Here is a 10,604-nt window from a genome sequence, read left to right as displayed (position 1 = left end):
AGAATTATCTGATAAATAACGCCAGGCATGTTTTCTAATTTTGGGGTAAGACAATGAATAGCAGAGTAGAATTTCGGATTTTCACCATTGTTGATTTGGACAAGGAAGAAGAATATTTACATGAGATGCATTTGAAAGGTTGGAGGTATAGAACTAGTCGTTTTGGTTTGTTCTATTTTGACCAATGTCAACCAGACGATGTTATCTACTGTATCTATGATTCTAGATTTCTTAAAAAGTATAAGTATGAACTGCAAGATTTTAGAGATAGAGGTTGGGAATTGATAGGAGCAGGTTCTTGTTCAATTCTTCGTAAATCGTCTTCTAATTTACTTTCAGAGGATCAAGTCTATATGAGTAAGGGGCTCAGATGGGAAGTTATGCGATATAGACTTCGTTCATGTACAGTTGCTTTCTCAGGCGGTCTTGGTGTTTGTATGAGTTTGTTTAGAGAAGAACTGTCGCAATCTTTCTTTGTCATTTTTGCTCTATATGCCTTTATGATTTCTTATCTAATCTATGGTTATTTCAGACTAAAAAGTAAATACCGAGTAGATGGAAGGTAGGGTTCTAGGTCTTCAGACTGATTTTTAGCACTCTTGACAAAAGAGTGCTAATTTTTTGAGTTTTTATCTTGACATTCTCTTCTAAGGGTGTATAATAGAATCATAAGTTAGCACTTGAGTGTATCGAGTGCTAATCGATCAGACAGAGAGGAGTGATGAGATGGTTACAGAGCGTCAGCAGGATATTTTAAATCTGATTATTGACATCTTTACCAAAACGCACGAACCTGTCGGATCCAAAGCCTTGCAAGAGTCTATTAACTCTAGCAGTGCAACCATTCGTAATGACATGGCGGCTCTAGAAAAGCAAGGTTTGCTTGAGAAGGCTCATACTTCAAGTGGTCGGATGCCAAGTGTTGCTGGTTTTCAGTACTATGTAAAACACTCACTGGATTTTGACCGACTAGCTGAAAATGAGGTATATGAGATTGTCAAAGCCTTTGATCAGGAATTTTTCAAATTGGAGGATATTCTGCAAGAGGCTGCTAAGCTACTAACAGACTTGAGTGGCTGTACGGTAGTGGCACTGGATGTTGAGCCGAGCAGGCAACGGTTGACAGCCTTTGATATCGTTGTTTTGGGGCAACATACAGCCTTGGCAGTATTCACCCTAGACGAGTCACGAACGGTGACTAGTCAGTTTCTGATTCCAAGGAACTTTTTGCAGGAGGATTTGCTGAAACTGAAGAGCATCATTCAGGAACGTTTCCTCGGTCACACCGTTCTGGATATTCACTACAAGATTCGGACAGAGATTCCGCAGATTATCCAGCGTTACTTTACAACAACGGACAATGTTATCGATCTCTTTGAACACATTTTTAAGGAAATGTTCAACGAAAACATTGTGGTGGCGGGCAAGGTTAATCTCTTGAATTTTGCCAATCTGGCAGCTTATCAGTTCTTTGATCAACCGCAAAAGGTAGCTCTGGAGATTCGTGAGGGGTTGCATGAGGATCAGATGCAAAATGTTCGAGTTGCGGACAGTCAAGAATCTTGTTTAGCAGATCTAGCGGTGATTAGTAGTAAGTTCCTCATTCCTTATCGGGGAGTTGGAATTCTAGCGATTATCGGTCCGGTCAATCTGGATTACCAACAGCTAATCAACCAAGTCAATGTAGTCAATCGTGTTTTGACCATGAAGTTGACAGATTTTTACCGCTACCTCAGTAGTAATCATTACGAAGTACATTAAGATTGAAATCATTAAAGGAGGCGAAAATGGCCCAAGATATAAAAAATGAAGAAGTAGAAGAAGTCCAAGAAGAGGAAGTTGTGGAAGCAGCTGAAGAAACAACTCCTGAGAAGTCTGAGTTGGACTTGGCAAATGAACGTGCAGATGAGTTCGAAAACAAATACCTTCGTGCTCATGCAGAAATGCAAAATATCCAACGTCGTGCCAATGAAGAGCGTCAAAACTTGCAACGTTACCGTAGCCAGGACTTGGCAAAAGCGATTCTCCCTTCTTTGGATAACCTTGAACGTGCACTTGCCGTTGAAGGTTTGACAGACGATGTCAAAAAAGGATTAGAGATGGTGCAAGAAAGCTTGATTCACGCTTTAAAAGAAGAAGGAATCGAAGAAATCGCAGCCGATGGCGAATTTGACCATAACTACCATATGGCTATCCAAACTCTCCCAGCAGACGATGACCACCCAGCAGACACTATCGCCCAAGTCTTCCAAAAAGGCTACAAACTCCATGACCGCATCCTACGCCCAGCAATGGTAGTGGTCTACAATTAGGCAATTCTGACGGTAGCTAAAGCAACTCGTCAGAAAACGGCAATCGCTATGGCGTTTGCCTAGCCTCCTTACTAACTCGTCGTCGAAATAATATCGATTTCGACTCCTCGTGTCGTAACATAAATACATTGAAAACTTGTCCGAAACGACACTAAACTATGAAAGAAAGATAAAAAGCAAGCCGGAGGCTTGCAAGGAAGATATTGCCCGCCGTGGTGAAAGTTTCAGTAGCTTTTGCTACTGAAACAGGGGATTTTTGAGACAATAGGCTCAAAAATAAGTGATGAAATCCCGTAGGGAGTTGCTCACGTCCCCACCACTTAAGGGGAATATCAAAAAATCAAAATTCGAATTAAAATTTAAGGAGAAAAACACATGTCTAAAATTATCGGTATTGACTTAGGTACAACAAACTCAGCAGTTGCAGTTCTTGAAGGAACTGAAAGCAAAATCATCGCAAACCCAGAAGGAAACCGTACAACTCCATCTGTAGTATCATTCAAAAACGGTGAAATCATCGTTGGTGATGCTGCAAAACGTCAAGCAGTTACAAATCCGGATACAGTTATCTCTATCAAATCTAAAATGGGAACTTCTGAAAAAGTTTCTGCTAACGGCAAAGAATACACTCCACAAGAAATCTCAGCTATGATTCTTCAATACTTGAAAGGTTATGCTGAAGACTACCTTGGTGAAAAAGTAACTAAAGCAGTTATCACAGTTCCAGCTTACTTTAACGACGCTCAACGTCAAGCAACTAAAGACGCTGGTAAAATCGCTGGTCTTGAAGTAGAACGTATCGTAAACGAACCAACTGCAGCAGCTCTTGCTTACGGTTTGGACAAGACTGACAAAGAAGAAAAAATCTTGGTATTCGACCTTGGTGGTGGTACATTCGACGTCTCTATCCTTGAATTGGGTGACGGTGTCTTCGACGTATTGTCAACTGCAGGGGACAACAAACTCGGTGGTGACGACTTTGACCAAAAAATCATCGACCACTTGGTAGCAGAATTCAAGAAAGAAAACGGTATTGACTTGTCTACTGACAAGATGGCAATGCAACGTTTGAAAGATGCTGCTGAAAAAGCCAAGAAAGACCTTTCTGGTGTAACTTCAACTCAAATCAGCTTGCCATTTATCACTGCTGGTGAGGCTGGACCTCTTCACTTGGAAATGACCTTGACTCGTGCGAAATTTGACGATTTGACTCGTGACCTTGTAGAACGTACAAAAGTTCCAGTTCGTCAAGCCCTTTCAGATGCAGGTTTGAGCTTGTCAGAAATCGACGAAGTTATCCTTGTTGGTGGTTCAACTCGTATCCCAGCCGTTGTCGAAGCTGTTAAAGCTGAAACTGGTAAAGAACCAAACAAATCAGTAAACCCTGATGAAGTAGTTGCTATGGGTGCGGCAATCCAAGGTGGTGTCATCACTGGTGATGTCAAAGACGTTGTCCTTCTTGACGTAACACCATTGTCACTTGGTATCGAAACAATGGGTGGTGTCTTCACAAAACTTATCGATCGCAATACTACTATTCCAACATCTAAATCACAAGTCTTCTCAACAGCAGCAGACAACCAACCAGCCGTTGATATCCACGTTCTTCAAGGTGAACGCCCAATGGCAGCAGATAACAAGACTCTTGGACGTTTCCAATTGACTGATATTCCAGCTGCACCTCGTGGAATTCCTCAAATCGAAGTAACATTTGACATTGACAAGAACGGTATCGTATCAGTTAAAGCTAAAGACCTTGGAACTCAAAAAGAACAAACAATTGTCATCCAATCTAACTCAGGTTTGACAGACGAAGAAATCGATCGCATGATGAAAGATGCAGAAGCTAACGCTGAAGCAGATAAGAAACGTAAGGAAGAAGTAGATCTTCGTAACGAAGTAGACCAAGCAATCTTTGCGACTGAAAAGACAATCAAGGAAACTGAAGGTAAAGGCTTCGACGCAGAACGTGACGCTGCCCAAGCTGCCCTTGATGACCTTAAGAAAGCTCAAGAAGACAACAACTTGGACGAAATGAAAGCAAAACTTGAAGCGTTGAACGAAAAAGCTCAAGGACTTGCTGTTAAACTCTACGAACAAGCCGCAGCAGCGCAACAAGCTCAAGCAGAAGCAGAAGGCGCACAAGCAACAGGAAATGCAGGCGATGACGTCGTAGACGGAGAGTTTACGGAGAAATAAAATAGTCCAGTGGACTATTTTATCCTGAACTTGAAAATCAGGCGAGTATAAGAAGAAATCCAGAGGTTGCAACCCAGCCTCTGTTTTTCGATAAAATAGAGGATGTTGCGTATGAAAAAAGTACTTTGTATCATTTATCCTAATTTTTCTCTTTATGAGATAACCACTTTAACAAGTACTTTAGCCCTATCTTTTGATATCACGATTGATTATGTAGCTTCAGAACATTCGATAGTTATATCTGAGGATGGCTTACCCTGTCAACCGACCAAAACATTGGATCAGATCCGTATAGAAGATTATTCTTGTGTGATTTTGCCAGGAATGGTAAATATAGGTCCTGCTCTACAAGATGAGAAATTGATCTCGTTTTTGAGAAGTCTTAATGAGCAAGATATCATAATTGCAGCCATTTCTTCAGCGCCCCTTTTATTGGCGAAAGCAGGCTTGTTGAACGATACGAAATTTACAGGTGGGATTTGGCAAAACTTCTTTGACTATTTTGAATTTCTTCCACGTGAGAATTTCCAACCGAAAGCCCTTGTGCAAGATAAACAGATCATTACGGCTATCGGTTTTGCACATCAAGAGTTTGCAAGAAAAGTGATTTTCGGTTTAGGGTTGGCAGAGAATACGGACAATTATTTTAAAGAACAGAACGAGTATGCTGAAGAGGATTTGATATTTACTTTATCAGATGAAGAGTTTAATCAAGTGAAGCAGAGTATAGAAAATATCCTCTAATGATTTACTTATAAATTATAGAAAGGAATAAGGGTGTTCGTAATTGAACACGAGTTCCCAAATTTCTTACTCAATATAACAGAAAGGAATTGAACCCGACCTAAATCGAGGTTTGATTCAAAATATCAATAGAAAGGAACAAGGGTGTTCGAGTAACTGAACACGGGCTACGGACTGTGCCAAAAAGATAGTTTTCTAGGACGCAAGCGTCCGTCGTCAAAACTCCTTTTTTGGCTGTGTCCGGTTGACGCCCTTTGTATCTTGAATTATGAACAATACTGAATTTTATGATCGTCTGGGGGTGTCAAAAAACGCTTCGGCAGACGAGATCAAAAAGGCTTATCGTAAGCTTTCCAAAAAATACCACCCAGATATCAACAAGGAGCCTGGTGCTGAGGAAAAGTACAAGGAAGTTCAGGAAGCCTATGAGACTTTGAGTGACGACCAAAAACGTGCGGCCTATGACCAATATGGTGCTGCGGGTGCCAATGGTGGTTTTGGTGGTGCTGGCGGTTTCGGTGGCTTTGACGGGGCAGGTGGCTTCGGTGGTTTTGAAGATATCTTCTCAAGTTTCTTCGGCGGAGGCGGTGCTTCACGTAATCCAAATGCTCCTCGTCAAGGGGATGATCTCCAGTATCGTGTGAATTTGACTTTTGAAGAAGCTATTTTTGGAGCTGAAAAAGAAGTTAAGTACAATCGTGAAGCAAGCTGTAGCACATGTAATGGCTCAGGTGCTAAGCCAGGAACAAGTCCAGTCACTTGTGGACGCTGTCATGGCGCTGGTGTCATTAACGTCGATACGCAGACTCCGCTTGGTATGATGCGTCGCCAAGTAACCTGTGATGTCTGTCACGGTCGCGGAAAAGAAATCAAAGATCCCTGTACAACCTGTCACGGAACAGGGCATGAAAAACAAGCGCATAGCGTACATGTCAAAATTCCTGCTGGTGTGGAAACTGGTCAACAAATTCGCCTAGCTGGTCAAGGTGAAGCTGGATTTAACGGTGGGCCTTATGGTGACTTGTATGTAGTGGTTTCTGTGGAAGCCAGCGACAAGTTTGAACGTGAAGGAACCACTATCTTCTACAATCTCAACCTCAACTTTGTCCAAGCAGCTCTTGGTGATACAGTTGATATCCCAACTGTTCACGGTGATGTTGAATTGGTTATCCCAGAGGGAACTCAGACTGGTAAGAAATTCCGTCTACGTGGCAAAGGAGCTCCGAGTCTTCGTGGCGGTGCAGTTGGTGACCAATACGTTACCGTTAATGTCGTGACTCCGACAGGCTTGAACGACCGCCAAAAAGCAGCCTTGAAAGAATTCGCAGCTGCAGGTGATTTAAAAGTCAATCCAAAGAAAAAAGGTTTCTTTGATCATATTAAAGATGCCTTTGAAGGAGAATAAAGCAAAAAGAGCCGTTGGGCTCTTTTTGTGTTATCTTTGAAAATTTAGCGTCGAAAAATCATTTTCCAGTTAGCCTATTATTTATACTTTTGCTTGAGTAAGCCAGCTGCATCCATATCTTGGATGAGTTGCTTGATTTCCGCTTCCTTACCAGGCTTAATAGTAATGGTATCAATATGATTGATTGCCGAATTATCCTGAATATCCACTAAAGTCAAGGCCTTTTCATAGAATACGATTCCTTTTTTTAGACTTTCCTGATCTTTCCAATATAGAACTGAGTAATCAGGATTTGGTTTCTTTCCGATTTCTTGTAAATAATTCCTACTTTCCTTCTCTAAAAATTGCAATAAACCGTGATTGAACAAGCTATCCCCTACTTTATAGTATGAAATCTCTCCAGTCTGTAGGACATAGACTTCGAGTCGGTTTTTGGTGAGTTTTGGACTTTCTTTTAGGACAGGGTGGCTATTGATGACCTCATCTGAGAAAGTAACATAAAAATTCAAGCCCCCACCCTCGAATTGATACCTTCCATTTGAATTTACTTTCTTAGGAGGCATGTCAAGGGAGGTAAAGATTTGTTTTAAGTCTTCGTTCCCTTTTCGGATGTCACTCGGTGAGGCTCTGAAAGCAAAGAACAGTAGTAGAAATGCTAGGACTGCAAGAAGGCTAAGGCAACCACAAGGGATTAGGATGATCTTAGCCAGAATTTTAAAAAACTGTTTTATTTTCATTCCTCTTTTTGTTTGGATATGACAACCTAAAATGGATTAAAGGAAAGTTGATAGCTCTTTTTACTTATCTTCTAGTTCCTGTGTTTCTTTGATGACAGCTAGTCTAGTCTGGATATCTTTTTCTAAGACCTTAAACTTGTAAGTCAGGTCTTCTTGGTATTCTTTGATGAGTTCTTTTTGCTGGTCGATGATTTGCAGGCTGTTTTGGATAATATCCACATCGTCCTTGATAGCTTGAACGCGGTCAGTGGTATTCAAGACTTCATCTGTGATGGCTTGGCGATTTTTTGTGACCAAATAACTTCCGGCTGCAGCTCCTGCAAATAGCAGTAGATTGGATAATTTCATAGCAACTCCTTATGCGTTTTTGATGGTTTCAGCGACTTGAGCAAGTTTGTCAAAGTCTGGTTCGTGTGCGATAAAATCAATCTTGAGCTCATCGTCCGCACTGTAGCGAGGTACGAGGTGAACGTGGGTATGAAAGACTGTTTGCCCTGCGACTTCTTCACAGTTAGCAATGATATTCATACCAGCGGCCTTAGTAGCTTTCATGACTTTTTGAGCCACTGTTGGTACTTGGGCAAAGAGTTGGCTGGCGCTAGTAGCATCCATTTCTAAAAGATTGCGATAGTGTTCCTTTGGCACGACCAAGGTGTGTCCTGGTGTCACTTGAGAGATATCAAGAAAGGCAAGAACCTGCTCATCTTCATATACTTTTGAAGCAGGAATTTCCCCTGCGATGATTTTACAAAAAATGCAATCTGACATAAAATCTACCTCTACTGTATTGAATTTTGATATAATATAGCTACATTATACCAGATTTGGAGAAAATATGTTAGAAATTAAAAACCTGACAGGTGGCTATGTCCATGTCCCTGTCTTGAAAGATGTATCCTTTACCGTTGAAAGTGGGCAGTTGGTTGGTTTGATTGGTCTCAATGGTGCTGGGAAATCAACGACAATCAATGAAATTATCGGTCTGTTGACACCTTATAGCGGTTCTATCAATATCAATGGCTTGACCCTGCAAGAAGATGCAACGAGCTACCGCAAGCAAATTGGCTACATTCCTGAGACACCTAGCTTGTATGAGGAATTGACCCTCAGAGAGCATATCGAAACGGTTGCCATGGCTTATGGTATTGAGCAGAAAGTGGCTTTTGAGAGAGTAGAGCCCTTGTTAAAAATGTTCCGTCTGGACCAGAAATTAGACTGGTTCCCTGTTCATTTTTCAAAAGGGATGAAGCAGAAGGTCATGATTATCTGTGCTTTTGTGGTGGATCCGAGTCTTTTTATCGTGGATGAGCCTTTCCTTGGTCTTGATCCGCTAGCTATTGCGGACTTGATTCAGCTTTTGGAAGTGGAAAAGCAAAAAGGCAAGTCCATTCTCATGAGTACCCACGTGCTGGATTCGGCGGAGAAGATGTGTGATGCCTTTGTCATTCTCCACAAGGGTGAGGTGCGTGCTAAGGGAAATCTCCTGCAACTGCGCGAAGCCTTTGACATGCCTGAGGCTAGTTTGAATGATATTTACTTGGCTCTGACCAAAGAGGAGGAGCTATGAAAGACTTGTTTTTAAAGAGAAAGCAGGCTTTTCGTAAGGAGTGTCTTGGTTATCTGCGCTATGTTCTCAATGACCACTTTGTCTTGTTCCTGCTTGTTCTGCTGGGCTTTCTAGCCTACCAGTACAGTCAACTCTTACAAGATTTTCCTGAAAATCATTGGCCCATCCTTTTATTTGTAGGAATTACCTCTGTTTTACTGTTGCTTTGGGGAGGAATTGCCACTTATATGGAGGCTCCAGACAAGCTCTTTCTCTTGGTTGGAGAAGAGGAAATCAAACTCCATCTTAAGCGTCAAACTGGCATTTCCCTAGTCTTTTGGCTCTTTGTACAGACCCTTTTCTTGCTGTTATTTGCGCCTTTATTTTTAGCAATGGGTTATGGCTTACCAGTTTTTCTGGTCTATGTGCTTTTATTGGGGGTAGGAAAATATTTCCTCTTTCGTCAAAAGGCCAGCAAATTTTTCACGGAAACTGGACTGAACTGGGACTATGTCATTTCCCAAGAAAGCAAGCGTAAGCAACTCTTGCTTCGTTTCTTTGCCCTCTTTACGCAGGTAAAGGGAATTTCAAACAGCGTCAAGCGTCGTGCCTATCTGGACTTTATCCTAAAGGCTGTTCAGAAGGCGCCTGGAAAGATTTGGCAAAATCTCTATCTGCGTTCTTATCTGCGAAATGGAGACCTCTTTGCTCTCAGTCTTCGTCTTCTCTTGCTTTCTTTGCTGGCGCAGGTCTTTATCGAGCAAGCTTGGATTGCTACAGCAGTGGTAGTTCTCTTTAACTACCTCTTGCTCTTCCAGTTGCTGGCCCTCTATCATGCCTTTGACTACCAGTATTTGACCCAACTCTTTCCGCTGGACAAGGGGCAAAAGGAAAAAGGCTTACAGGCTGTAGTCCGAGGATTGACCATTTTTGTCTTAGTAGTGGAATTAGTTGTCGGGTTGATTACCTTCCAAGAAAAACTAGCCCTTCTAGCCTTGTTGGGTGCTGGTTTTGTTTTACAAGTCTTGTACCTGCCTTATCAGGTGAAACGTCAGATGCAGGACTAAAACGTACTTATATGACACTAAAAAAGAAGTTGAGTTCAGTTTGTCTCAGCTTCTTTTATTTTCTACAAGATAATGGTTGGTCCGTAGAGACTCAACTTGGTCTTGACTTGGTCAAAGTGGAAGCGGTCATAGGCCCGCCAAGCGGCGCGAGTTGGAGCATCTGGATCAAGAGCGCTGAGTCCCATGAGAAGACTGGAAGTCTGGTAAAATTTTTCCAGTTCAATCAAGACTCGATTATCCACTGTTTCAGCCTTGGCTAGAAAGCCAAGAATAGAGTTTAATTGCTCCTGAAAGCGGACGTCGTCAGCGGTTGCCTGTTTGCATGCTTGATAGGCTTTGTTTAAGTCAGTAATCAAAGTCTGAGCTCTTTTGATAGGGTCTGCATCTGTCATGAGAATTCCTCCTTTAATCTGGGTGCCAGTCTTACTTCTAGCAATTGTATTTTGATACTGTCAGTTTATCACTTTTATCTCCTTTTTCACCTTCAAATCTTTAATTGTCCTTGAAATTTCCTGAATGGTACTGTTAAGATTTTATGATAAAATAGTTGTAAGCTCATCATGATGTTGTAGAAAAATAGTCCTTTTAGGAGTT

At 41.7% G+C, this 10,604-nt stretch carries 12 protein-coding genes; 8 read left to right on the top strand and 4 right to left on the bottom strand.

Annotated elements, in window-relative coordinates; genetic code table 11:
- Positions 1–53: 53 nt before the first annotated feature.
- The 6 genes from B7696_RS02150 to dnaJ all read left to right on the top strand — a co-directional run bounded on the left by B7696_RS02150 (position 54) and on the right by dnaJ (position 6,660).
- The gene (locus B7696_RS02150; RefSeq protein ID WP_084861891.1) at positions 54–566 is read left to right on the top strand and encodes a DUF2812 domain-containing protein; all 513 of its coding nucleotides are present in this window, start codon (positions 54–56) and stop codon (positions 564–566) included.
- A 160-nt stretch (positions 567–726) separates the two neighbouring features.
- Complete coding sequence (gene hrcA, locus B7696_RS02145; protein WP_084861889.1) at positions 727–1,761, top strand: heat-inducible transcriptional repressor HrcA; 1,035 nt, start codon at positions 727–729, stop codon at positions 1,759–1,761.
- Between the two features lie 26 nt (positions 1,762–1,787).
- Entirely contained in the window at positions 1,788–2,312 is a 525-nt protein-coding gene (grpE, locus tag B7696_RS02140; protein WP_084861887.1) for a nucleotide exchange factor GrpE, read from the top strand.
- Positions 2,313–2,687: 375 nt separating this feature from the next.
- The gene (dnaK, locus tag B7696_RS02135) at positions 2,688–4,511 is read left to right on the top strand and encodes a molecular chaperone DnaK (protein ID WP_084861885.1); all 1,824 of its coding nucleotides are present in this window, start codon (positions 2,688–2,690) and stop codon (positions 4,509–4,511) included.
- A gap of 111 nt (positions 4,512–4,622) precedes the next feature.
- On the top strand, positions 4,623–5,255 hold the full coding sequence (locus B7696_RS02130) for a DJ-1/PfpI family protein (protein ID WP_084861883.1): 633 nt from the start codon (positions 4,623–4,625) through the stop codon (positions 5,253–5,255).
- 268 nt (positions 5,256–5,523) lie between these two features.
- Positions 5,524–6,660 (top strand): molecular chaperone DnaJ, encoded by a 1,137-nt coding sequence (gene dnaJ / locus B7696_RS02125; RefSeq protein WP_001066308.1) that lies wholly within the window; start codon positions 5,524–5,526, stop codon positions 6,658–6,660.
- Positions 6,661–6,737: 77 nt separating this feature from the next.
- Here the strand turns inward: dnaJ and B7696_RS02120 are convergent, their stop codons facing one another.
- From B7696_RS02120 to B7696_RS02110, 3 genes are read right to left on the bottom strand one after another with little or no spacing between them, the layout of a single operon-like run.
- Positions 6,738–7,397: a hypothetical protein gene (locus tag B7696_RS02120; RefSeq protein WP_084861881.1), complete on the bottom strand. Its 660-nt coding sequence runs from the start codon at positions 7,395–7,397 to the stop codon at positions 6,738–6,740.
- Positions 7,398–7,457: 60 nt separating this feature from the next.
- Positions 7,458–7,745, bottom strand: coding sequence for a hypothetical protein (locus tag B7696_RS02115; protein ID WP_084861879.1), 288 nt, complete (start codon positions 7,743–7,745; stop codon positions 7,458–7,460).
- A 9-nt stretch (positions 7,746–7,754) separates the two neighbouring features.
- On the bottom strand, positions 7,755–8,165 hold the full coding sequence (locus tag B7696_RS02110) for an HIT family protein (protein ID WP_084861877.1): 411 nt from the start codon (positions 8,163–8,165) through the stop codon (positions 7,755–7,757).
- Between the two features lie 67 nt (positions 8,166–8,232).
- Between B7696_RS02110 and B7696_RS02105 the strand changes: the two genes are divergently transcribed.
- Both B7696_RS02105 and B7696_RS02100 read left to right on the top strand, forming a co-directional pair.
- Positions 8,233–8,964, top strand: a complete 732-nt coding sequence (locus tag B7696_RS02105; RefSeq protein WP_050251578.1) for an ABC transporter ATP-binding protein — start codon at positions 8,233–8,235, stop codon at positions 8,962–8,964.
- Positions 8,961–10,010, top strand: coding sequence for an ABC transporter permease (locus B7696_RS02100; protein ID WP_084861875.1), 1,050 nt, complete (start codon positions 8,961–8,963; stop codon positions 10,008–10,010). The genes B7696_RS02105 and B7696_RS02100 overlap by 4 nt, the downstream gene beginning before the upstream one ends.
- A gap of 62 nt (positions 10,011–10,072) precedes the next feature.
- Here B7696_RS02100 and B7696_RS02095 read toward each other — a convergent pair whose 3' ends face one another.
- Entirely contained in the window at positions 10,073–10,402 is a 330-nt protein-coding gene (locus B7696_RS02095; RefSeq protein WP_084861873.1) for a helicase BlpT, read from the bottom strand.
- Positions 10,403–10,604: the final 202 nt, after the last annotated feature.

The organism is Streptococcus mitis (genome assembly GCF_002096815.1).
In the GTDB taxonomy this organism is placed as follows: Bacteria; Bacillota; Bacilli; order Lactobacillales; family Streptococcaceae; genus Streptococcus; species Streptococcus mitis_AD.
The sequence above is the reverse complement of the archived record's forward strand: the minus strand, read 5'-3'. Positions and strand labels throughout refer to the sequence as shown.

What these genes read in the sequence shown, in the direction of transcription:
- B7696_RS02095 (WP_084861873.1), bottom strand. Translation starts at nt 10,402, where the DNA reads ATGACAGATGCAGACCCTATCAAAAGAGCTCAGACTTTGATTACTGAC.
- B7696_RS02150 (WP_084861891.1), top strand. Translation starts at nt 54, where the DNA reads ATGAATAGCAGAGTAGAATTTCGGATTTTCACCATTGTTGATTTGGAC.
- B7696_RS02120 (WP_084861881.1), bottom strand. Translation starts at nt 7,397, where the DNA reads ATGAAAATAAAACAGTTTTTTAAAATTCTGGCTAAGATCATCCTAATC.
- dnaK (WP_084861885.1), top strand. Translation starts at nt 2,688, where the DNA reads ATGTCTAAAATTATCGGTATTGACTTAGGTACAACAAACTCAGCAGTT.
- B7696_RS02130 (WP_084861883.1), top strand. Translation starts at nt 4,623, where the DNA reads ATGAAAAAAGTACTTTGTATCATTTATCCTAATTTTTCTCTTTATGAG.
- B7696_RS02115 (WP_084861879.1), bottom strand. Translation starts at nt 7,745, where the DNA reads ATGAAATTATCCAATCTACTGCTATTTGCAGGAGCTGCAGCCGGAAGT.
- hrcA (WP_084861889.1), top strand. Translation starts at nt 727, where the DNA reads ATGGTTACAGAGCGTCAGCAGGATATTTTAAATCTGATTATTGACATC.
- grpE (WP_084861887.1), top strand. Translation starts at nt 1,788, where the DNA reads ATGGCCCAAGATATAAAAAATGAAGAAGTAGAAGAAGTCCAAGAAGAG.
- dnaJ (WP_001066308.1), top strand. Translation starts at nt 5,524, where the DNA reads ATGAACAATACTGAATTTTATGATCGTCTGGGGGTGTCAAAAAACGCT.
- B7696_RS02100 (WP_084861875.1), top strand. Translation starts at nt 8,961, where the DNA reads ATGAAAGACTTGTTTTTAAAGAGAAAGCAGGCTTTTCGTAAGGAGTGT.
- B7696_RS02110 (WP_084861877.1), bottom strand. Translation starts at nt 8,165, where the DNA reads ATGTCAGATTGCATTTTTTGTAAAATCATCGCAGGGGAAATTCCTGCT.
- B7696_RS02105 (WP_050251578.1), top strand. Translation starts at nt 8,233, where the DNA reads ATGTTAGAAATTAAAAACCTGACAGGTGGCTATGTCCATGTCCCTGTC.